This is a genomic window from Streptomyces sp. NBC_01454 (assembly GCF_036227565.1).
Classification (GTDB): Bacteria; Actinomycetota; Actinomycetes; order Streptomycetales; family Streptomycetaceae; genus Streptomyces.
In genome coordinates this window covers 4645989-4666708 of sequence record NZ_CP109460.1, presented here as the reverse complement: position 1 = coordinate 4666708, position 20720 = coordinate 4645989, and the positions used below count along the sequence as shown (strand labels likewise).

The following is a 20720-nucleotide window of genomic DNA, read 5'->3' as shown; positions in this document are numbered from 1 at the left end:
ACCCGGGCCGCCGTGGTGTCGCCCCTACGGGCTACGCCGCGTCGCGGCCGCCGGTGGACAACGGTCCGGTCCCGGACCCGTCCGCCCCCTCCGGCTCTCCCTGCTCCCGTGGCTCGCCGTCCGGCGCCGCGGTGTCGCTCCGGCGGGCTTCGTCCGCGGCGTCGGGGGGCGTGGAGACGGCGCTGGCCGCGGCGCAGGCCGCCAGCAGTTCATCCATGGTCGGCGTCTCGCGCGCCTCGTGCTCGGCGCGCCCGGCCGCCGCGAGGGCGGCACTCCCGCGCCCGCCGGGCGTGGGAGAGGGCTGGTGGGCGGACATGGACGCCTCCCGGGGCTCCTGGGGCAAAGCGACAGAAGCTAGGCTGGCTACTTAGGCTGACCTAACTAGGGGTCTCTCCCCATGTCACCACGCCCGGTACCGGGTACGCAACATCTTACCGACGGCTTGTCGGAAACTACCGGCCTGCGGCTCGTCCGACCCCCGCGGTATCCGGTCCGCCCGCGGTCAGCAGGTCTCCAGCGCGGGCAGCCCGGCCTCCGCCCAGCGCGCGCCGAGGCCGGTCACCGTCACCTCACGGACATCGTCCGCGTCGGACTCCGGCACCCCGTCGCTCCCCATGGCGCGCCCGATGACCACCTGGAGGCGGTTCTCGGAGAGCTCCTCGACCTTGCCCTCACCCCACTCCACGACCACCACCGACTCCGGCAGCGAGACATCGAGGTCGAGGTCCTCCATCTCGTCCAGGCCGCCGCCGAGCCGGTAGGCGTCGACATGCACCAGCGCGGGGCCGCCGGTCAGCGAGGGGTGGACCCGGGCGATGACGAACGTGGGGGAGGTGACGGCGCCGCGCACGCCCAGGCCCTCCCCCAGGCCGCGGGTCAGCGTGGTCTTGCCGGCCCCCAGCTCACCGGTGAGCAGCACCAGGTCGCCGGGGCGCAGCAGCGGGGCCAGCCGACGGCCCAACTCCTGCATCTGGTCGGGGGACTTGACGGTTACGTGCGCCATCGCGCCGGTGGTGCTCATGCCGCAAATGGTACGGCCCGGACGCGGGGGCGGTCCCGGACCGGGTCCCGGGCGGGCCCGGCGGGCGAGTGGATCATGCCTGGTCGGGGGCCCGGCGGCGGTGTGGAGCGGGCCGGCCGGGCCACCCGGGCGTGGCTCAGGCGCGGGCGTGCCGGGAGCTGCGGGCCGCCGCGCTCGCCCGCTCCACCAGCGACACCAGATGCTCGTTGACCAGCTCGGGCCGCTCCAGCATCACCAGGTGCCCGGCCTCCGGGACACACACCAGCTCGGCGTCGGGCAGCACCTCGGCGATCGTCCGGCTGTGGTCGGCCGGGGTGATCAGATCGCTCTCCCCGGCGAGCACCAGCGCGGGCACCGCGTCGTACGCCACCAGCGCCTCGGTCTTGTCGTGCACCGCGAAGGCCGGGAAGAACTCGGCGACCACATCGATCGGGGTCGCCTCGATCAGCCGCTCGCCGAACCGCGCGATGCTCGGGTCCACCTTCTCCGGCGTCCCGAACGAATAGCGCTTGATCAGCCCCGCGAAGAGATCGGCGGTGGCCCGCCGCCCGCGCTCGACGATCTCGCTCTGCCAGCCCAGCGCCTTGAGCACGCCCGGCGCGAGCCAGTGGAAGGCCTTCATGCCCATCGACGGCAGCCCGTAGGTGACCTCGCTCAGCCGTCCCGCGGACGTGCCGATCAGGGCCACCCCGACCACCCGCTCCGCGACGAACTCCGGGAACTGGTCGGCCAGCGCCATCACCGTCATCCCGCCCATGGAGTGCCCGACCAGCACGATCGGCCCCTCGGGGACCGCGGCGTCCAGCACCGCCTTCAGGTCCCGGCCGAGCAGGTCGATGGTGACCTCCTCGGTGCCGTCGATCTGGCCGTGGCCGCGCGAGGAGCGGCCGTGGCTGCGCTGGTCCCAGTGGACGGTGCGCACCGTGCCGCGCAGCGCCGAGCGCTGGAAGTGCCAGGAGTCCTGGCTGAGGCAGTAGCCATGGCTGAAAACGACCGTCGGGGCCATGGAGCGCCGGCCGAGCGCCGCGGTCAGCCGCTTGCGCAGACCGCTGTGGGCCTCCTGCGCGGCACGGGCCTCCTTGCCGCGGACGGGCTTGGCCGAACGGTCGCCCTTGCCGTTCCTGGCGTTCTTGGCGCCCTTGCCCGCCCGCTCGTCCTTCTCCGGCCGGCCGGGCTCCGGGCCCGGGTCGTCGACCTCGTAGTACAGCTCGGTGCCGTCCTCGGCGATCGCCGCGCCCGGTGTGCCGCGCAGCGTGCCGTACGGACCGGCGGCGTCCAGCGCGAGCCGGGCCCGGCGGCGCATCCCGCGGCCGACCGTCATCCGCTCTATCGCCACCCCGGCCGCGGCACCCGCCGCGACCACGCCGATGGCGGCGCCGGCGATACCGGCGTGCCGGCCCGCCCGCGCCCAGTTGCCGGCGGCCTCGGCCGCCGCCTCCACCGCCTGCGCGGCGGCCTCCTGCCCCTCGGTCATGCCGTACCCCCCGTGAGCGTGCGGTCTCCTCCGGCTTCGCTGCGTGTGGCGCTGTCCACATAGACGCGCGGGACCCGGGTTCCGATCCGGGTGACGATCTCATAGCCGATGGTTCCGGCCACCCGGGCCCAGTCCTCGGCGGTCGGCTCACCGCGGTCGCCGGGGCCGAACAGCACCGCCGGATCGCCCGGCTCGGCGCTGTCGCCGCCCAGGTCGACCACGAACTGGTCCATCGCGATACGCCCGGCGACCGTGCGCCACTTGCCGGCGACCAGCACCGGGCCGCCGTTGGAGGCGTGCCGCGGGATGCCGTCGGCGTAGCCGAGCGGGACCAGCGCCAGGGTCGTCTCGCCGGGGGTCGTGTACTGGTGCCCGTACGACACGCCGTGGCCGCCCGGGACGCGCTTGACCGACGCCAGCGCGGCCTCCAGCGTCATCGCCGGCCGCAGCCCCAGCTCCTGCGAGGTGCCGAGTTCGGGGCTGGGCGAGATGCCGTAGATACCGATACCGGTACGGACCAGGTCGAAGTGCGCCTCGGGGAGGGTCAGCAGCGCCGGGGTGTTGGCGAGGTGCCGGACCTCGGGGCGCAGCCCGGCCCGGCCGGCGATCGCCAACGCCTCGTGGAAGGCGGTCAGCTGGAGGGCGATCGAGGGGTGGCCGGGTTCGTCGGCGCAGGCGAAGTGCGACCAGACGCCGGTGACCCGCAGCGCGCCCGCGGCCTCGGCGGCGCGGGCCGCAGCGGTCAGCTCCGGCCAGTCGGCGGGCGCGCAGCCGTTGCGGCCGAGACCGGTGTCGATCTTGAGCTGGACGCGGGCGGTACGGCCGCACTCCCGCGCCGCCGCGGTCACCTCACGCAGCGCCCACAGCCCGCTCACCGAGATGTCGATGTCCTGCTCGACGGCCGTGCGCCAGGGGCCGCCCGGCGTCCACAGCCAGCACATCAGCCGCCCGGTGTCGCCGGCCGCGCGCAGCGCGAACGCCTCCTCGGGCAGCGCCGTGCCCAGCCAGCCCGCACCGGCCTCACGGGCGGCGCGCGCACAGCGCACCGCCCCGTGTCCATAGCCGTCGGACTTGACCACGGCCATCAGCTCTGCCCGGGGTGCGCGGTCCCTGAGGGCACGCACATTCGACCGCACGGCGGCGAGGTCGATGGTGGCGCGGGCGCGCTTTGCTGTCTCGTTCATCCCCCTCAGTGTCGCAGGCGGCGCCGTGACACCCCGGGGGACGGGCGGGGAAACCGTGCTCACACGCTGGGTTTCCGCCCCCAGACGTACACGACGTCGCCCTTCCTCAGCACTTCCCAGACCCTCCGCGCGTCCGTCATGGTGAGATTGACGCAGCCGTGCGAGCCCGGCCCGGAGTAGATGTCCTCGTAGACGCCGTGCAGCGCCTCCCCGCGGTCGAAGAACTGCGCGTAGGGCATGGACGTGTGGTAGAGGTTCGAGATGTGCCGCCGGTGCCGCAGATAGATCCGGTACGACCCGGTACGGGTCTCCATCGTCGGCGCGCCGGAGCGGATCGTGACCGGCTCGAGGATCACCCGCCCGTCCTGCTGCACCCACATCAGCTGCCGGTTCAGATCGACACAGGCCGTGCGCTCGGCCCGGTCGGGGCAGTGTCCGGCCCGGTTGGGGTCCTTCCTGGCCCGCATCAGCCGCACCATGGCACCGGTGACCGGTCCGGCGAACCCGGTGGCCGGCGCGATGCGGTGCGCCTGCTGGAAGCGCCGGATCGCCCGGCAGTCCCCCTGGCTCTGCCGTCCGTCCACGTCCCGCCGCAGATAGCGCTCCGCCTGCCGCTGGTAGGGCCCGGTGGTCCGGCTGCACGCCGCCGCCCGCAGGCCCTGGGGCGCCGCCTCGGACCGCGGCACGTACTCGAGGTGCGGCCGCCTCGCCCCGTCCGGGGAGACCGCGGGCGCCCGGCCCGGCCGGCCCGGCTCCTGCGGAATGCCGGGTACCAGTCCGGACACCTGCCACGGCGCGGACGACGGCACGGACGACGGGGCGACGGCCACCGCGGACGGTCCGGCGGCGACGAGCAGCGAGGCGCAGACCAGCAGCGCCGAAAAGGTGCGTTTCATGCCCTCACGCATGCCGTGGCCGCGCGGTCGTACAAGCCCGCCGCGCACCAGGTTCGCCCTGGTGCCCGCCCCTTTCCCCCGCGGGGCGTAACGCCTGGCGCGGCAGCTGTCAGCCCGTCACATCCCGCCAGGCCGCGTCCAGATGGGCGGCCACCTCGGAGGCGAGGATGGGGGCGCCCTCCCGTCCGGCCGCCCGGCGCGCGGCCAGCCCGTGCAGATACGCGCCGACGGATCCCGCGTCCCGGGCCGGCAGCCCCGCGGCGAGCAGGGAGCCGGTCACCCCCGACAGCACGTCCCCGCTCCCGGCCGTCGCCAGCCAGCCGGTCCCGGTGGGGTTCACCCGCACCGGACCGCCGGCCGCCGCGACCAGCGTCGTCGAGCCCTTGAGCAGCACCGTGGCACCGAAGGTCCGCGCCAACTCCCGTACGGACGCCAGCCGTGCCGCCTCGACCTCCGCGCGTCCGCACCCGAGCAGCGCCGCCGCTTCCCCGGCATGCGGCGTCAGCAGCGTCTCCGCGCCGCGTTCCCGCACCCGCCGCGGCGTCAGGAACCGCAGCCCGTCCGCGTCCACCAGCACCGGCACGTCCGACGCCAGCACATCCTCCAGCGCGTCCGACTCGTCCCCGATCCCGGGCCCGATCACCCACGACTGCACCCGCCCCGCCTTGTCCGGCGGCCCGGCGTGCACCAGCGTCTCCGGGAAGCGGGCCAGTACCGCGTCCGCGGCCGGGCCGACGTAGCGCACCGCGCCCGCGCCGCCCCGCAGCGCACCGGCCACCGCGAGCACCGCCGCCCCCGGATACCGCGCGGACCCGGCGACCACCCCCACCACGCCCCGCCGGTACTTGTCGCTCTCGGCCGACGGGCGCGGCAGCAGCTCCGCCACGTCCGCGTGCTGCAACGCCTCCATGGCGGCCTCCGCCGGCAGCGTGAGCCCGATGTCCACCAGCCGCAGCGCGCCGGCCCGCTCCCGCGCCGGGTCGGTCAGCAGCCCCGGCTTGTACGCGCCGAAGGTGACCGTGGCGTCGGCCCGTACCGCCTCCCCGCTCACCTCGCCGGTGTCCGCGTCCACCCCGCTCGGCAGATCGACGGCCACCACCGGCGCCGACTCCCGTGCCGCCCGCGCCAGTTGTGCCGCCTCGGGCCGCAGCCCGCCGCGTCCCCCGATCCCGACGATCCCGTCCACCACCAGATCGGCCCGGGCGAGGTCCCGCGGCGCGTCGTCCGACACCCTCCCCCCGGCCGACCGCAGCGCGGCGAGCCCGCCCCGGTGGGCCCGTTCGGGCGACAGCAGCACGGCCACCACCCCGGCCCCCCGGCGGGCCAGCCGGGCACCGGCGTACAGCGCGTCCCCGCCGTTGTCCCCGCTGCCCACCAGCAGCACCACCCGGGCGCCGTACACCCGCCCCAGCAACTCCGCACAGGCCACGGCCAGTCCGGCCGCGGCCCGCTGCATCAGGGCCCCTTCGGGCAGCCGGGCCATGAGCTCTTGCTCGGCGGCCCGCACGGTCTCCACGCTGTAGGCAGTCCTCATAACGCCAAGTCTCGCCCCTCGCCGACGGGGTGCGGCGGATTTCCCACCCCGCGCACAAGAACGGCGCCCGCCCGCCGCGAACGGGGGCGGGCGCCAGGAGGCTCCGGGGAGCGCCCTACCCCTCGGCGATCACCACGGCGGAGGCGACGCCCGCGTCATGGCTCAGCGAGACGTGCCAGGACCGGACGCCGAGTTCCGCGGCGCGCGCCTCGACCGTCCCGCGCACCCGCAGCCGCGGCTGCCCGCTGTCCTCGACGTACACCTCGGCATCGCTCCAGTGCAGCCCGCCCGGCGCCCCCAGCGCCTTGGCCAGCGCCTCCTTCGCGGCGAACCGGGCCGCCAGCGAGGCGGTACCGCGGCGCTCCCCGCTCGGCAGATGCAGCTCCGTGGGCAGGAACAGCCGCTGCGCCAGCTCCGGCGTACGGTCCAGCGCCGCCCCGAAGCGCTCGATCTCCGCCACGTCGATCCCGACCCCGATGATCATTCGACGGTCACCGACTTGGCGAGGTTGCGCGGCTGGTCGACCTCGTTGCCGCGGGCGGTGGCCAGCTCACAGGCGAAGACCTGCAGCGGCACCGTGGACACCAGCGGCTGCAGCAGCACCGGCGTCCGCGGGATCCGTACGAGGTGGTCGGCGTAGGGCACCACCGTCTCGTCGCCCTCCTCCGCGATCACGATGGTCCGCGCGCCCCGGGCCCGGATCTCCTGGATGTTGGAGACGATCTTGTCGTGCAGCACGGACCGTCCGCGCGGCGACGGCACGACCACCACCACCGGCAGATCCTGCTCGATCAGCGCGATCGGCCCGTGCTTCAGCTCGCCGGCCGCGAAGCCCTCCGCGTGCATGTACGCGAGTTCCTTGAGCTTCAGCGCGCCCTCCAGCGCCACCGGATAGCCCACGTGCCGGCCGAGGAAGAGCACCGTGTTCTTGTCGGCGAGGCTGCGCGCCAGCTCCCGTACCGGCTCCATCGTGCCGAGCACCTGCTCGACCTGGGTGCCGATGGCGGCGAGTTCGCGCACCACGGCCCGGATCTCGTCGCCCCACTTCGTACCCCGCACCTGCGCGACGTACAGCGCCACCAGGTAGCAGGCCACCAGCTGGGTCAGGAACGCCTTCGTGGACGCCACCGCGACCTCGGGCCCGGCATGGGTGTACAGCACCGCGTCCGACTCCCGCGGGATGGTCGACCCGTTGGTGTTGCAGATGGCGAGCACCTTCGCGCCCTGCTCACGGGCGTGCCGCAGCGCCATCAGGGTGTCCATGGTCTCGCCGGACTGGCTGATGGCGATGACCAGCGTGTGCCGGTCCAGGATCGGGTCGCGGTAGCGGAACTCGCTGGCCAGCTCGGTCTCGCAGGGGATCCGCGTCCAGTGCTCGATCGCGTACTTGGCGATCATCCCCGCGTGGTACGCCGTCCCGCACGCCACGATGACGACCTTGTCGACCTCGCGCAGCACCTCCGGCGGGATCCGCACCTCGTCCAGGGACAGCACCCCCGAGGCGTCGATCCGGCCCAGCAGGGTGTCCGCGACGGCCTTCGGCTGCTCGGCGATCTCCTTGAGCATGAAGTAGTCGTAGCCGCCCTTCTCGGCGGCCGAGGCGTCCCAGTCGACGTGGTACTCCCGCACCTGCGCGGGCGCCCCGTCGAAGTCGGTGACCGTCACCGCCTCCCGGCGCAGCTCCACGACCTGGTCCTGCCCCAGCTCGATCGCCTCGCGGGTGTGCGCGATGAACGCCGCGACGTCCGAGGCGAGGAACGCCTCGCCGTCCCCGACGCCCACCACCAGCGGGGAGTTGCGGCGGGCCCCCACGACCACGTCCGGCTCATCGGCATGCACCGCGACCAGCGTGAAGGCACCCTCCAGCCGCCGGCACACCTGCCGCATCGCCTCGGCCAGCTCCCCGCAGGACGAGTAGGCCTCGGCCAGCAGATGGGCCACCGCCTCGGTGTCCGTCTCGGACGTCAACTCGTGCCCGCGGTCGGTGAGTTCGGCGCGCAGGGCGGCGAAGTTCTCGATGATGCCGTTGTGCACGACGCAGACCCGGCCGGCGTTGTCCAGATGCGGATGGGCGTTGGCGTCGGTGGGCCCGCCGTGGGTCGCCCACCGGGTGTGCCCGATGCCGGCCGCACCGGCGGGCAGCGGACGGTCCGCCAGCTCCTTCTCCAGGTTGGCGAGTTTGCCGGCCTTCTTGGCCGCGGCCAGTCCGCCGTCGGCGAGCACGGCGACACCCGCCGAGTCGTAGCCGCGGTACTCCAGCCGCTTCAGCCCGGCCAGGACGACATCCAGGGCGCTCTGCCCGCCCACATATCCCACGATTCCGCACATGGAGGCAGCGTACGCTGCGGGCCTGTGCGGCCCGCAGTGGCACGTTGCGGCGGGTCACGGCCGGCTGAATGCGGCCCGTGTCAGTACCCGAGCGCTATCCGGTCGTGTGCCTCACGCACCGTCTCCAGGAACTCCTCGTCCGCCTCCGCGTCCACGCCGAGCCCGCTGACCGGCTCGTAGCGCTCCAGGAAATCGGCGAGGTCCTCGCCCAGATCCTCGTCCGGCAGATCCTCCGCCAGCTCGGCGTACACCCGCGCGGCGAAACAGTCCGACGCGGCCTTCGTACCCCGGCCCCGGACCACACCCGCGGTCCTCCCCCACGGTCGCTGCCCCAGCAGACCGGCCTTACGCGCTCCCACACGTGCCCCCTTGCGTCGTCCACGGCCCTGGGCGGGCGTGTCCCCGCCACCGACCGTACCGGGCAATATCCATTCGGGTACAGACAGCAAGGTGGAGAAGCACCCAAGCCCGTCCTGACGGGCACAACCCCACTCGCAGACGCCAGCGTGGCACCCGGAGGTGAACGGCACGTGACGCCTGCGCACAATGGGCGCGTGCCCTCGACGACCGATCCGCAGCAACGACGCCGCGCCGACAGCTCCCCGTACGTCGATCTGACGCGCGCGCAGTGGAGCGCCCTGCGGGAGAAAACCCCGCTGCCCCTGACGGCCGACGAGGTCGAACGGCTGCGGGGGCTCGGCGATGTCATCGACCTCGACGAGGTCCGCGACGTCTACCTCCCGCTGTCCCGGCTCCTCAACCTCTATGTCGGCGCCACCAGCAATCTGCGCGGCGCGCTGAACACCTTCCTCGGCGACGCGGGCGGCGGCCCCCAGACCGGCACCCCCTTCGTCATCGGGGTCGCGGGCAGCGTGGCGGTCGGGAAGTCCACCACCGCCCGGCTGTTGCAGGCGCTGCTGGCCCGCTGGCCCGAGCATCCGCGGGTGGAGCTGGTCACCACCGACGGCTTCCTCTTCCCCAACGCCGAGCTGCACCGGCGCGGTCTGATGTCCCGCAAGGGCTTCCCGGAGTCCTACGACCGGCGGGCGCTGACCCGCTTCGTCGCGGATGTGAAGTCCGGCCGGGCCGAGGTCTCCGCGCCCGTCTACTCCCACCTGATCTACGACATCGTGCCCGACGAGCGGCTGACCGTACGCCGCCCGGACATCCTCATCGTCGAGGGACTGAACGTCCTGCAGCCGGCGCTGCCCGGCAAGGACGGCCGCACCCGCCTCGGCCTCGCCGACTTCTTCGACTTCTCCGTCTACGTCGACGCCCGCACCGAGGACATCGAGAAGTGGTACCTCGGGCGCTTCCGCAAGCTGCGCGAGACCGCCTTCCAGAACCCGTTCTCGTACTTCCGCAAGTACACCCAGGTCTCCGAGGACGAGGCCCTCGACTACGCCCGGAAGATGTGGCGGACCATCAACAAACCCAACCTGCAACAGAATGTGGCCCCCACGCGCGGCCGCGCGAACCTGGTCCTGCGCAAGGGGCCGGACCACAAGGTGCAGCGGCTGTCGTTGCGCAAGCTCTGAGGAGTACGAACACGTGCTGCATCTGCGACTGATGGTGCCCGCCGACCGTACGGACGAGGTGGTCGAGCTGCTGGAGACGACCGTCGGAACGACCCACCTGGCGGTGCTCAGCGGTGCCGCCCGTGACCCGCAGGGCGATGTGGTGCTGTGCGATGTGGCCCGGGAGGCCGGGAACGGGCTGCTGGCCCGGCTGCGGGCGCTGGACCTGGACAAGACCGGTTCGATCGCGATCGAGCACATCGATCTGTCGCTGTCGCTGCGCGCGGACCGTGCGGAGGAAGAGGCCCCCGGTGAGGGCGCCGACGCCGTCCTGTGGGAGTCGCTGAGCGACGCGACGCACGAGGAGTCGACGCTCTCCGTCACCTACCTGGCGTTCCTGACGCTCGCCACGATGATCGCCGCCTGCGGCGTGGTCCTCGACAACGCGATCCTGATCGTCGGCGCGATGGCGGTGGGGCCGGAGTTCGGACCGCTGGCCGGCTTCTGCACCGCGCTCGTCCGGCGCGCGCCGCGGCTGGCCTGGCGCTCCCTGACGGCGCTGCTCGTCGGGTTCGCGGTGGCGATGGCGGTCACCGTCGGCTTCAGCCTGTTCATGGATGCGGTGGGGCTCTTCCACATCGAGGCCCTGGAGGCCGCGCGGCCGAACACCAACTTCATCTACCGGCCCGACTGGTTCTCGTTCGTCGTCGCCGTGCTCGCCGGCATCGCCGGAGTGCTCTCGCTGACCTCCGCGAAGTCGGGCGCGCTGGTGGGCGTGGCGATCTCCGTGACCACGGTCCCGGCCGCCGCCAACGCCGCGGTCGCCCTCGGCTACGGGGAGTACGGCCAGGCCTGGCACTCCATGGAGCAGCTGCTGCTGAACCTGGCGGGCATCGTGATCGCGGGCACGCTGACGCTGGCCACCCAGAAGCTGCTGTGGTCCCGGCACGACACGGGCCCGGCCCGACGCACCTAGGGCGGAGCCGGGACCGGGCCGTCAGCCGCTATCCGAGCGCGGACTTCACCGCGTCCGCCAGACGCTCCGCCACGGCCCGGGCCTGCTCGATGTCGGCCGCCTCCACCATCACGCGGACCAGCGGCTCCGTGCCGGAGGGCCGCAGCAGCACCCGCCCGGTCGCGCCGAGCTCGCGCTCCGCCTCGGTGACCGCCGCGGTCAGCTCGGGCGAGGTGGCCACCCGCGCCCTGTCGACGTCGCGGACGTTGATGAGGATCTGCGGCAGCCGCTCCATGACGCCCGCCAGCTCGGCCAGCGGCCGGCCGGTCGCGGCGACCCGCGCGGCCAGCATCAGACCGGTCAGCGTGCCGTCACCGGTGGTGGCGTGGTCCAGCACGATGACGTGCCCGGACTGCTCACCGCCCAGCGCGAAGCCGTGCGCCTTCATCTCCTCCAGGACGTAGCGGTCGCCGACCGCGGTCTGGACGAGCTCGATGCCCGCGCGCTCCATGGCCAGCTTGAAGCCCAGGTTGGACATGACGGTGGCGACCACGGTGTTCTTGCGCAGCGTGGCGGCCTCGCGCATCCCCAGCGCCAGCACCGCCAGGATCTGGTCCCCGTCGACCTCGTTGCCCTCGCGGTCCACGGCCAGGCAGCGGTCCGCGTCGCCGTCGTGGGCGACACCCAGGTCGGCGCCGTGCTCGACGACGGCCGCGCGCAGCAGCGCGAGGTGGGTGGAGCCACAGCCGTCGTTGATGTTCAGGCCGTCGGGCTCGGTGCCGAGGGTGATGACCTCGGCGCCGGCCCGGGCGAACGCCTCGGGCGAGACCCGCGACGCCGCGCCGTGCGCGCCGTCGATGACGATCTTCAGCCCGTCCAGGCGGTTGGGCAGGACACCGACGAGATGCGCGACATAGTTGTCGAAGCCCTCGTCGTAGACGGTGACCCGGCCCACGCCGGCGCCGGTCGGCCGCTCCCAGGGCTCACCGGAGCTGTGCGCCCGGTAGGTCCGCTCGATCCGGTTCTCCAGCTCGTCGGCGAGTTTGTGGCCGCCGCGGGCGAAGAACTTGATGCCGTTGTCGGGCATCGGGTTGTGGCTGGCGGAGAGCATCACGCCGAGGTCCGCACCGAGCGAGCCGGTCAGATACGCGACCGCCGGGGTCGGAAGTACACCCACCCGCAGCACGTCCACGCCGGCGCTGGCCAGGCCCGCGACGACCGCGGCCTCCAGGAACTCACCGGACGCGCGTGGATCACGCCCGACCACCGCCACCGGCCGGTGACCTTCGAAGGTGCCCGCTTCGGCGAGTACATGCGCCGCAGCGACCGACAGACCGAGCGCCAGCTCCGCCGTCAGGTCCGCATTGGCAACGCCGCGCACACCGTCCGTGCCGAAGAGTCGTCCCACTGGTGTCCTCCGAGTAGATGAGCTTGGACCAGAGATTTACGTCCAGGTATACGCGTCCGGTCCCGGATAGCCGAACGCCCCGGCAGCACGGAGATGCCACCGGGGCGTACGCCAAGGGCTGCATGGAGCAGCGCGCGGTTAGCGCTTGCTGTACTGCGGCGCCTTGCGGGCCTTCTTCAGACCGGCCTTCTTGCGCTCGACCGCACGGTCGTCACGCTTGAGGAATCCGGCCTTCTTCAGCGCGCCGCGGTTGTTGTCGACGTCCGCCTCGTTCAGCGCACGGGCGACGCCCAGACGCAGCGCACCGGCCTGGCCGGAGATGCCGCCGCCGGAGATGCGGGCGACGACGTCGTAGCGGTTGTCGAGCTCGAGCACCTTGAAGGGCTCGTTGACTTCCTGCTGGTGCACCTTGTTGGGGAAGTAGCCCTCAAGGGTACGACCGTTGATCTTCCACTGGCCGGTGCCCGGAACGATCCGGACGCGGGCGATGGCGTTCTTGCGACGGCCCAGGCCGGCGGCCGGCTGCGGGTCGCCGAAGCGGGACGCGAGGGACTCGGAGGTGTACTCCGACTCCACGACCTCGGTCTCGGTGGTGTATTCCTCGACGGCGTCGTCGTTCTCGATGACGGTCTCGGGAGTGGTCTCGGCCACGATGCTCCTCAGATTCTCTGTCGTCTTAGGGGGTGGCCGGACTTACTGCGCGACCTGGGTGATCTCGAACGGGACCGGCTGCTGCGCAGCGTGCGGGTGCTCGGCGCCCGCGTAGACCTTCAGCTTCGAGAGCATCTGACGGCCGAGGGTGTTCTTGGGGAGCATGCCCTTGATGGCCTTCTCGACGGCCTTCTCGGGGTTCTTGTCGAGCAGCTCGTCGTAACGGACGGAGCGCAGACCACCCGGGAAGCCGGAGTGACGGTAGGCCATCTTCTGGGTCCGCTTGTTGCCGGACAGGTGCACCTTGTCGGCGTTGACGATGATGACGAAGTCACCCATGTCAACGTGGGGCGCGTAGACCGGCTTGTGCTTACCCCGCAGGAGGGACGCGGCCTGGCTGGCCAGACGGCCCAGGACGATGTCCTGCGCGTCAATGATGTGCCACTGGCGCTGGACATCGCCGGGCTTGGGGCTGAACGTACGCACGTCTTAGCCTTCGCTTCTGAGTGAATGGGTCCTGTACTGGCCCCCATGGCTGACACACAGCAGGGCGGCACTACGGGTGACGCAACCCGATCGTCCGCCGCTGGTTGTCGGCCCAGGGACCGCGTAAGGGCCCCTCACGTGAGATAGAGCAAGCCAATACGCATAACGAACTGGCAGAATACCGGGCCGTCCCCAGTGGGGTCAAAACACGCCCCGAACCGGCGTACGGTTCCGGACCGCCGCTTTCCGCGCGGTCACCGTCGGTACCGCCCATCTTACGGCGGGCGGCCGCCGCCCGGTGCCGCCGTCCGCCGCCCGCCGGGCCGCTCCCGCTACCGCTTCCGCTCCACCCGGCGCTCGTCCCACACGGGCTCGGCGGTCTCCCGCACCAGCCCGTCCGACCCGAACACCAGGAACCGGTCGAAGGCCTTCGCGAACCACCGGTCGTGGGTCACCGCCACCACCGTGCCCTCGTACGCCTCCAGCCCCTCCTGCAGCGCCTCCGCGGACTCCAGGTCCAGGTTGTCCGTCGGCTCGTCGAGCAGGAGCGCGGTGGTGCCGGCCAGCTCCAGCAGCAGGATCTGGAAGCGGGCCTGCTGGCCGCCGGAGAGCCGCTCGAAGCGCTGCTCGGCCTGCTTCTCCAGCTCGTAGCGGCGCAGCGCCGACATGGCCTGGCCCTTGTCCCTGGCGTGCTCGGTCCACAGGATGTCGAGCAGCGGGCGGCCCATCAGCTCGGGGTGGGCGTGCGTCTGCGCGAAGTGGCCGGGGACCACCCGGGCGCCCAGCTTCCAGCTGCCGCTGTGCGTGACGGGCCGGTCGGTGTCCCCGGCCAGCAGCCGCAGGAAGTGGGACTTGCCGGAGCCGTTGGAGCCCAGGACCGCGACCCGCTCGCCGTAGAAGATCTCCAGGTCGAACGGGCGCATCAGACCGGTCAGCTCCAGGCCCTCGCAGGTCACCGCCCGGACACCGGTGCGCCCGCCGCGCAGCCGCATCGTGATGTCCTGCTCACGCGGCGGCTCCGGCGGCGGCCCGGCCTCCTCGAACTTCCGCAGCCGGGTCTGTGCCGCCGCATAGCGCGAGGCCAGCTCATGGCTGACCGAGGCCGCCTGCCGCAGCGAGATCACCAGCTTCTTCAGCTGCGCATGCTTCTCGTCCCAGCGCCGCCGCAGCTCCTCGAAGCGGGCGAAGCGCTCCTTGCGCGCGGCGTGGTAGGTGCCGAAGCCACCGCCGTGCACCCAGACGTCGGAGCCCGCCGGGCCCGGCTCGACGCTGACGATCTTCTCCGCGGCACGGGCCAGCAGCTCCCGGTCGTGGGAGACGAACAACACCGTCTTACGGGTGCTCCGCAGCTGCTCCTCCAGCCAGCGCTTGCCCGGGACGTCCAGATAGTTGTCCGGCTCGTCCAGCAGCAGCACCTCGTCGGTGCCGCGCAGCAGCGACTCCAGCACCAGCCGCTTCTGCTCGCCCCCGGACAGCGTGCGCACCTGCCGCCACTGCGCCTTCTCGTACGGCATCCCCAGCGCCGCCGTGGTGCACATGTCCCAGACCGTCTCGGCCTCGTAGCCGCGGGCCTCGGCCCAGTCGCTGAGCGCCTGGGCGTAGCTCATCTGCGCGGCCTCGTCGTCGCCCTCGGCGCTCATCATCGCCAGCTCGGCGGCGTCCACCGCCGCGGCCGCCTCCCTGATCCGCGGGTGGGCCACCGAAACCAGCAGGTCACGCACCGTACGGTCATCGCGTACGGAGCCCACGAACTGCGGCATCACCCCCAGTCCGCCGCTGACCGTCACCGCCCCGCCGTGCGGCTGCAGCTCCCCCGCGATCAGCCGCAGCAGCGTCGTCTTTCCGGCGCCGTTGGCTCCCACCAGTGCGACCGATGCGCCCTCCCCCACACGGAAGGACACGTCTCCCAGCAGGACCCTCCCGTCCGGCAGGTAGTACTCCAGATGCCCGGCCTCAAGATGTCCCATGGGCGCGATTGTCACCGGTCGTTCCGCGTTCCACCAACCCGATTAGGATGCGCGGCATGAGCTTTGGGCAAGGGGGGCCGTTCGACGGCCCCGGGGGTTCTTCGTCGTCCACTCCGGACTGGGGCGCACTCGCGGAGGAAAGCGAGGCACGGTCCCGCCGCAAACGCTGGATGTGGATCGGCGGCGGCGCACTGGCGACCCTCGCGGTGGCCGGCATCGTCACCGCGGCCGTCATGGCGAGCGGCGGCTCCCCGGGCGGCGGCCCGACGGCGGCGCCCACGGCGTCCGACCGGGCCGCGGCGCAGGACGACAAGCCGTCCTTCCCCGAGGTGTCGGTGCCGCCCCCGCCGAACCCGCAGGACTACATCACCGACCCCAAGAAGGACACCGCGCCGCTCACCCCGGCCACCCTCTTCCCGCAGAAGAGCATGGTCGTCGGCGAGCACAGCTACCCGCGCACGGCCACCGCCACCACCAAGGACTGCACCGCCGCCGCCCAGGGCGCGCTGGTCTCCTCGCTGTCCCACAACGGCTGCAAGCAGCTGCTGCGGGCCACGTACTCCAAGGGCGGCGTCGCGGTCACCATCGGCGTCGCGGTCTTCGACTCGCCCGCCAGGGCCACCAAGGTCATGAACGAGGGCAAGCCCAACCTGATGCCGCTGGCCGGCGGCGGGGTCCCCTCGGACTTCTGCCAGGGCACCAAGTGCCGGATGGCGACCAATGCCACCGGCCGCTACGCCTACTTCACGATCGCCGGCTACCTCAACGGCAAGGACGTCACCGGCTCCGAGACCAAGGCCCAGCAGATCGCCCGGGACGGCGGGTCCTATGCCTTCGCCCAGATCACCCAGCGCGGCAAGGACCAGGCCGCGAAGGCCGCCGAGCGGCAGCTGAAGGAAGCCCAGCGCAAGGCCGGCCGCTCCTGACGCCGGCCGGTGGCGCCGCCCGCGAAGCCGGCGGCGCCACCGCAGGGCGCGGCGCGCCGCCGCCTCAGCAGCAGCCGGCCCCGGGCAGCGTCCGCTTGTTCCGCGCCTCCTGGTTGCGCGCCATCAGCAGCTCGTCGGCCGGATAGCCGACCTCCTCCAGCGTCAGCCCGTGCGGCCGTACGACATGCACCGCGGAGTCCCGTACCCCGGCCGCCAGCACCTTGCCGGGCCAGTCCGGCGGCCGGTGCCCGTCCCCGACGAACAGCATCGCGCCCACCAGCGAGCGCACCATGTTGTGGCAGAAGGCATCGGCCCGCACGGTCGCCGTGATGATCCCGTCCGCGCCCCGCTCCCAGCTGAGCTGCTGCAGGGTGCGGATGGTCGTCGCGCCCTCCCGCCGCTTGCAGTACGCCGCGAAGTCGTGCTCCCCCAGCAGCGGCCGCGAGGCCTCGTTCATGGCGTCGACGTCCAGCTCCCAGTCGTGCCACAGCACATGGCTGCGCAGCAGCGGATCCACGCCCCCGTGGTGATCGGTCACCCGGTAGGCATAGCGCCGCCAGACCGCCGAGAACCGCGCGTTGAAGCCGTACGGCGCCTCACCGGCCCGCCATACCCGCACGTCCTTCGGCAGCCGCCCGGCCAGCCGCCGCAGCAGCTTGTCCGCGTGCGCGGCCCACACCTCCGCCGGCAGGTCCACATGCGCCACCTGGCCCCGCGCGTGCACCCCCGCGTCCGTCCGCCCGGCGACGGTGAGCTCATAGGTCTCGTTGGACCGCGTCACCGTCCGCAGCGCGTCCTCGATCTCTCCCTGAACCGTCCGCCGGCCGCCGGCCTGCTTGGCCCAGCCGGAAAACTCCGCTCCGTCGTACGACAGGTCCAGCCGCACCCGTACGAACCCGGGCTCCACTTCGTCACTCACGTCAGCAATCCTCCCTCACGCCACGTGCGGCCCCGCCGCGCGGGCGCACCACGCCCCCGCCGCGGGGGCCTGCCCGGCCCGCACACACGAAAGCGGGCCCGCCCCGAAGGGCGGACCCGCTCATCGCGAGACGGTGCCTCAGGCGTCCTTGGACTCCTCGGCCGGAGCCTCGGTGGACTCCGCCGCGGTGGCCTCGGCGTCCTTGGCCGCACGCTTGGTCGCGGCCTCGGCCTCACCGGTGGCCTGCTGGGCCACGGTCAGGGCCTCCACCAGCTCGATGACGGCCATGGGCGCGTTGTCGCCACGGCGGTTACCGATCTTGGTGATGCGGGTGTAGCCACCCGGACGGTTCTCGAACCGCGGGGCGATCTCGGTGAAGAGCGTGTGGACGACGCTCTTGTCCGAGATCAGCTGCATGACCTGGCGGCGGTTGTGCAGGTCCGCCTTCTTCGCCTTGGTCACCAGACGCTCGGCGTACGGACGCAGACGACGGGCCTTGGCCTCGGTCGTCGTGATGCGGCCGTGCTCGAAGAGCGCGGTGGCCAGGTTGCGCAGCATGAGACGCTCATGCGCCGCGCTGCCGCCCAGACGGGCACCCTTGGCGGGCTTCGGCATGGTGTTTCTCCTTCTTTGCTGCACCGGCCGTATCAGGTACCGGTGTCAGTTCCCACGAGGCGGCCGCCCCGCGGAAGATCAGCTGCATTCCCCGGGGGATGACCCCGGGGGCCCCCAGCCGGAAACGCCAGCCGGTGGTCAGCGCGACAGGGGCCCGGGAATCGCTCCCGGACCCTTGCCGGAAAAACTCAGTACTGCTCGGTCTCCACGAACCCGGCGTCCGCGTCGTCGTCGGCGCCGAAGGCGTCAGCGGCGGCGGTCGGGTCGAATCCGGGCGGGCTGTCCTTGAGGGCCAGGCCCATGCCGGCCAGCTTCGCCTTGACCTCGTCGATCGACTTCGCACCGAAGTTGCGGATGTCGAGCAGGTCGGCCTCGGAGCGCGCCACGAGCTCACCCACGGAGTGGATGCCCTCACGCTTGAGGCAGTTGTAGGAGCGGACCGTGAGCTCCAGCTCCTCGATCGGCAGCGCCAGGTCGGCGGCGAGGGCGGCGTCCGTCGGGGACGGGCCCATGTCGATGCCCTCGGCGTCGATGTTGAGCTCGCGCGCCAGACCGAACAGCTCGACCAGGGTCTTGCCGGCCGACGCCATGGCGTCACGCGGACGCATGGCCTGCTTGGTCTCGACGTCGACGATCAGCTTGTCGAAGTCGGTGCGCTGCTCGACACGGGTCGCCTCGACCTTGTAGGTGACCTTGAGCACCGGCGAGTAGATGGAGTCGACCGGGATACGGCCGATCTCCTGGCCCACCTGCTTGTTCTGGACGGCGGAGACGTAGCCGCGACCGCGCTCGACGGTCAGCTCCATCTCCAGCTTGCCCTTGCCGTTGAGCGTGGCGAGGACCAGGTCGGGGTTGTGCACCTCGACACCGGCCGGCGGGGCGATGTCCGCGGCGGTGACCAGACCCGGGCCCTGCTTGCGCAGGTACATCACGACGGGCTCGTCGTGCTCCGAGGAGACGACCAGCTGCTTGATGTTGAGGATCAGGTCGGTGACGTCCTCCTTGACGCCCGGCACGGTGGTGAACTCGTGCAGGACACCGTCGATCCGGATGCTGGTCACGGCAGCACCGGGGATCGAGGAGAGGAGGGTACGACGCAGGGAGTTGCCGAGGGTGTAGCCGAAGCCCGGCTCCAGCGGCTCGATCACGAACCGGGAGCGGTATTCGTCGACGACCTCTTCGGTCAACGAGGGACGCTGAGCAATCAGCATGGTGTTCGATCCTTCAGTCGTGGACGCCCGCTATTTGACGCCCGCTGTACTGACAAGGGTACGGGCGGCACGGCGCTTGGCGCGCCGTACCGCCCCCACCGGTCAGCTCCTACTTGGAGTAGAGCTCAACGATCAGCTGCTCCTGCACCTGGGTGTCGATCACCTGGCGCTCGGGCATGCTGTGCACAAGAATCCGCAGGTTCGACGGAATCGCTTCCAGCCAGGCCGGAACCGTCTTGTCGCCGGCCTCGGCCTGCGCCACCGCGAACGGGGTCAGGTTCCGAGAGCCCTCGCGGACCTCGACGATGTCGTTCACGGACACACGAGCCGACGGAATGTCGGTCTTGCGGCCGTTCACGGTGATGTGTCCGTGACGCACCAGCTGACGGGCGTGGTCACGGGACTTGGCAAAGCCGCCCCGGTAGACCACGTTGTCGAGGCGGGTCTCAAGGATGCGCAGAAGGTTCTCACCGGTCTTGCCGGTCTTCTGGTTCGCTTCCTTGTAGTAGTTCACGAACTGCTTCTCAAGGACACCGTAGATACGGCTGCACTTCTGCTTCTCACGAAGCTGGAGCAGGTACTCGCTGTCCTTGGTGCGCCCGCGACCATGCTCACCCGGGGGGTAAGGACGGATCTCGATCGGGCACTTTGCGCTCTCGCACTTGCTCCCCTTGAGGAAGAGCTTCTGCTTCTCCCGACGGCAACGCTTGCAGTCGGCCCCGGTATAACGCGCCATTGTCTAGTTGTCTCCTACTTCAGGGTGGTCAGACGCGGCGACGCTTGGGCGGGCGGCATCCGTTGTGCGGGGTGGGGGTGACGTCCTGGATCGAACCCACCTCGAGGCCGGTGGCCTGGAGGGAGCGGATCGCGGTCTCACGGCCGGAGCCGGGACCCTTGACGAAGACGTCGACCTTGCGCATGCCGTGCTCCTGCGCGCGACGGGCGGCCGACTCAGCGGCCATCTGTGCGGCGAAGGGGGTGGACTTGCGCGAGCCCTTGAAGCCGACGTGGCCGGCAGAGGCCCAAGAGATCACGTTGCCCGTGGGGTCCGTGATCGAAACGATCGTGTTGTTGAACGTGCTCTTGATGTGAGCGTGCCCGTGGGCAACGTTCTTCTTCTCCTTGCGGCGCACCTTCTTGGCGCCGGCCGTACGGCCCTTCGGAGGCATTCATTACTCCCGTGGAGGTGGTCGGTCCTACAGCGAAGACCGCTGATAAGCGTCCTGCTGAGGACTACTTCTTGCCCGGCTTCTTCTTGCCGGCGATCGCGCGACGCGGACCCTTGCGGGTACGGGCGTTCGTGCTGGTGCGCTGACCGTGCACCGGCAGACCGCGACGGTGACGCAGACCCTGGTAGCAGCCGATCTCGACCTTGCGGCGGATGTCGGCCTGGATCTCGCGACGGAGGTCACCCTCGGTCTTGAGGTTGTTGTCCACGAATTCGCGGATCTTGATCAGGTCTTCCTCGGCCAGGTCGCGAACCCGGGTGTTCGGGTCCACGCCGGTGGCGGCAAGGGTCTGCTGCGAGAGCGTCCGCCCGATACCGAAGACGTAGGTGAGGGCGACCTCCACGCGCTTTTCGCGCGGGAGATCAACGCCTGCGAGGCGTGCCATTGATGTGGCTCCTG

22 protein-coding genes are annotated in these 20720 nt (G+C 71.8%); 3 read left to right on the top strand and 19 right to left on the bottom strand.

Going from position 1 to position 20720, the window contains the following annotated elements; genetic code table 11:
• Nucleotides 1–31: 31 nt before the first annotated feature.
• From OIU81_RS20770 to OIU81_RS20730, 9 genes are all read right to left on the bottom strand, one after another.
• On the bottom strand, nt 32–316 hold the full coding sequence (locus OIU81_RS20770) for a hypothetical protein (RefSeq protein WP_329150031.1): 285 nt from the start codon (nt 314–316) through the stop codon (nt 32–34).
• A gap of 186 nt (nt 317–502) precedes the next feature.
• Nucleotides 503–1021 (bottom strand): tRNA (adenosine(37)-N6)-threonylcarbamoyltransferase complex ATPase subunit type 1 TsaE, encoded by a 519-nt coding sequence (tsaE, locus tag OIU81_RS20765; RefSeq protein WP_329150029.1) that lies wholly within the window; start codon nt 1019–1021, stop codon nt 503–505.
• 136 nt (nt 1022–1157) lie between these two features.
• Nucleotides 1158–2495 (bottom strand): alpha/beta fold hydrolase, encoded by a 1338-nt coding sequence (locus tag OIU81_RS20760; protein WP_329150026.1) that lies wholly within the window; start codon nt 2493–2495, stop codon nt 1158–1160.
• Nucleotides 2492–3679 carry an alanine racemase gene (gene alr, locus OIU81_RS20755; protein ID WP_329150025.1) on the bottom strand — a complete coding sequence of 396 codons (1188 nt, stop codon included), beginning with the start codon at nt 3677–3679 and terminating at the stop codon, nt 2492–2494. Before alr ends, OIU81_RS20760 begins: the two co-directional genes overlap by 4 nt.
• A 59-nt stretch (nt 3680–3738) precedes the next feature.
• Entirely contained in the window at nt 3739–4575 is an 837-nt protein-coding gene (locus OIU81_RS20750) for a L,D-transpeptidase family protein (RefSeq protein WP_329150023.1), read from the bottom strand.
• Between the two features lie 109 nt (nt 4576–4684).
• Complete coding sequence (locus OIU81_RS20745) at nt 4685–6109, bottom strand: NAD(P)H-hydrate dehydratase (RefSeq protein ID WP_329150021.1); 1425 nt, start codon at nt 6107–6109, stop codon at nt 4685–4687.
• 115 nt (nt 6110–6224) lie between these two features.
• Nucleotides 6225–6593, bottom strand: coding sequence for a holo-ACP synthase (locus OIU81_RS20740; RefSeq protein WP_329150019.1), 369 nt, complete (start codon nt 6591–6593; stop codon nt 6225–6227).
• Nucleotides 6590–8437, bottom strand: coding sequence for a glutamine--fructose-6-phosphate transaminase (isomerizing) (gene glmS, locus OIU81_RS20735; protein ID WP_329150017.1), 1848 nt, complete (start codon nt 8435–8437; stop codon nt 6590–6592). The genes OIU81_RS20740 and glmS overlap by 4 nt, the downstream gene beginning before the upstream one ends.
• Before the next feature lie 80 nt (nt 8438–8517).
• On the bottom strand, nt 8518–8796 hold the full coding sequence (locus tag OIU81_RS20730) for a hypothetical protein (protein ID WP_329150015.1): 279 nt from the start codon (nt 8794–8796) through the stop codon (nt 8518–8520).
• 195 nt (nt 8797–8991) lie between these two features.
• Between OIU81_RS20730 and coaA the strand changes: the two genes are divergently transcribed.
• Nucleotides 8992–9975, top strand: a complete 984-nt coding sequence (gene coaA, locus OIU81_RS20725; RefSeq protein WP_329150013.1) for a type I pantothenate kinase — start codon at nt 8992–8994, stop codon at nt 9973–9975.
• 13 nt (nt 9976–9988) lie between these two features.
• On the top strand, nt 9989–10930 hold the full coding sequence (locus OIU81_RS20720) for a DUF389 domain-containing protein (protein ID WP_329150011.1): 942 nt from the start codon (nt 9989–9991) through the stop codon (nt 10928–10930).
• A 28-nt stretch (nt 10931–10958) separates the two neighbouring features.
• On the opposite strand, the gene glmM is transcribed toward OIU81_RS20720, so the two are convergent.
• The 4 genes from glmM to OIU81_RS20700 form a co-directional block, all read right to left on the bottom strand.
• On the bottom strand, nt 10959–12317 hold the full coding sequence (glmM, locus tag OIU81_RS20715) for a phosphoglucosamine mutase (RefSeq protein ID WP_329150009.1): 1359 nt from the start codon (nt 12315–12317) through the stop codon (nt 10959–10961).
• Nucleotides 12318–12455: 138 nt separating this feature from the next.
• A complete protein-coding gene (rpsI, locus tag OIU81_RS20710) occupies nt 12456–12968 on the bottom strand; it encodes a 30S ribosomal protein S9 (RefSeq protein WP_018090882.1) in 513 nt (170 codons plus the stop codon).
• 42 nt (nt 12969–13010) lie between these two features.
• Complete coding sequence (gene rplM, locus OIU81_RS20705) at nt 13011–13454, bottom strand: 50S ribosomal protein L13 (protein WP_329150007.1); 444 nt, start codon at nt 13452–13454, stop codon at nt 13011–13013.
• A gap of 332 nt (nt 13455–13786) precedes the next feature.
• Entirely contained in the window at nt 13787–15421 is a 1635-nt protein-coding gene (locus tag OIU81_RS20700) for an ABC-F family ATP-binding cassette domain-containing protein (RefSeq protein ID WP_329150006.1), read from the bottom strand.
• A gap of 56 nt (nt 15422–15477) precedes the next feature.
• Here OIU81_RS20700 and OIU81_RS20695 point away from each other — a divergent pair, with 56 nt between their 5' ends.
• A complete protein-coding gene (locus tag OIU81_RS20695) occupies nt 15478–16347 on the top strand; it encodes a hypothetical protein (protein ID WP_329150004.1) in 870 nt (289 codons plus the stop codon).
• 64 nt (nt 16348–16411) lie between these two features.
• Here OIU81_RS20695 and truA read toward each other — a convergent pair whose 3' ends face one another.
• The 6 genes from truA to rpsM all read right to left on the bottom strand — a co-directional run bounded on the left by truA (nt 16412) and on the right by rpsM (nt 20706).
• Entirely contained in the window at nt 16412–17266 is an 855-nt protein-coding gene (gene truA, locus OIU81_RS20690) for a tRNA pseudouridine(38-40) synthase TruA (protein ID WP_329150003.1), read from the bottom strand.
• A 138-nt stretch (nt 17267–17404) separates the two neighbouring features.
• Nucleotides 17405–17881, bottom strand: coding sequence for a 50S ribosomal protein L17 (gene rplQ / locus OIU81_RS20685; protein WP_329150002.1), 477 nt, complete (start codon nt 17879–17881; stop codon nt 17405–17407).
• A 188-nt stretch (nt 17882–18069) separates the two neighbouring features.
• Nucleotides 18070–19092 (bottom strand): DNA-directed RNA polymerase subunit alpha, encoded by a 1023-nt coding sequence (locus OIU81_RS20680; RefSeq protein WP_003956430.1) that lies wholly within the window; start codon nt 19090–19092, stop codon nt 18070–18072.
• Between the two features lie 109 nt (nt 19093–19201).
• Entirely contained in the window at nt 19202–19828 is a 627-nt protein-coding gene (gene rpsD, locus OIU81_RS20675) for a 30S ribosomal protein S4 (protein ID WP_329150000.1), read from the bottom strand.
• Nucleotides 19829–19856: 28 nt separating this feature from the next.
• Complete coding sequence (gene rpsK / locus OIU81_RS20670; protein ID WP_004571845.1) at nt 19857–20261, bottom strand: 30S ribosomal protein S11; 405 nt, start codon at nt 20259–20261, stop codon at nt 19857–19859.
• 64 nt (nt 20262–20325) lie between these two features.
• Nucleotides 20326–20706: a 30S ribosomal protein S13 gene (rpsM, locus tag OIU81_RS20665; protein WP_129295752.1), complete on the bottom strand. Its 381-nt coding sequence runs from the start codon at nt 20704–20706 to the stop codon at nt 20326–20328.
• Nucleotides 20707–20720: the final 14 nt, after the last annotated feature.

Bases quoted from the DNA above. Each gene is read 5' to 3' on its own strand.
- OIU81_RS20700 (WP_329150006.1), bottom strand. From the start codon at position 15,421: ATGGGACATCTTGAGGCCGGGCATCTGGAGTACTACCTGCCGGACGGG.
- tsaE (WP_329150029.1), bottom strand. From the start codon at position 1,021: ATGAGCACCACCGGCGCGATGGCGCACGTAACCGTCAAGTCCCCCGAC.
- alr (WP_329150025.1), bottom strand. From the start codon at position 3,679: ATGAACGAGACAGCAAAGCGCGCCCGCGCCACCATCGACCTCGCCGCC.
- OIU81_RS20695 (WP_329150004.1), top strand. From the start codon at position 15,478: ATGAGCTTTGGGCAAGGGGGGCCGTTCGACGGCCCCGGGGGTTCTTCG.
- rpsK (WP_004571845.1), bottom strand. From the start codon at position 20,261: ATGCCTCCGAAGGGCCGTACGGCCGGCGCCAAGAAGGTGCGCCGCAAG.
- glmS (WP_329150017.1), bottom strand. From the start codon at position 8,437: ATGTGCGGAATCGTGGGATATGTGGGCGGGCAGAGCGCCCTGGATGTC.
- rplQ (WP_329150002.1), bottom strand. From the start codon at position 17,881: ATGCCGAAGCCCGCCAAGGGTGCCCGTCTGGGCGGCAGCGCGGCGCAT.
- OIU81_RS20740 (WP_329150019.1), bottom strand. From the start codon at position 6,593: ATGATCATCGGGGTCGGGATCGACGTGGCGGAGATCGAGCGCTTCGGG.
- OIU81_RS20680 (WP_003956430.1), bottom strand. From the start codon at position 19,092: ATGCTGATTGCTCAGCGTCCCTCGTTGACCGAAGAGGTCGTCGACGAA.
- OIU81_RS20750 (WP_329150023.1), bottom strand. From the start codon at position 4,575: ATGAAACGCACCTTTTCGGCGCTGCTGGTCTGCGCCTCGCTGCTCGTC.
- OIU81_RS20770 (WP_329150031.1), bottom strand. From the start codon at position 316: ATGTCCGCCCACCAGCCCTCTCCCACGCCCGGCGGGCGCGGGAGTGCC.
- OIU81_RS20760 (WP_329150026.1), bottom strand. From the start codon at position 2,495: ATGACCGAGGGGCAGGAGGCCGCCGCGCAGGCGGTGGAGGCGGCGGCC.
- rpsD (WP_329150000.1), bottom strand. From the start codon at position 19,828: ATGGCGCGTTATACCGGGGCCGACTGCAAGCGTTGCCGTCGGGAGAAG.
- rpsM (WP_129295752.1), bottom strand. From the start codon at position 20,706: ATGGCACGCCTCGCAGGCGTTGATCTCCCGCGCGAAAAGCGCGTGGAG.
- OIU81_RS20745 (WP_329150021.1), bottom strand. From the start codon at position 6,109: ATGAGGACTGCCTACAGCGTGGAGACCGTGCGGGCCGCCGAGCAAGAG.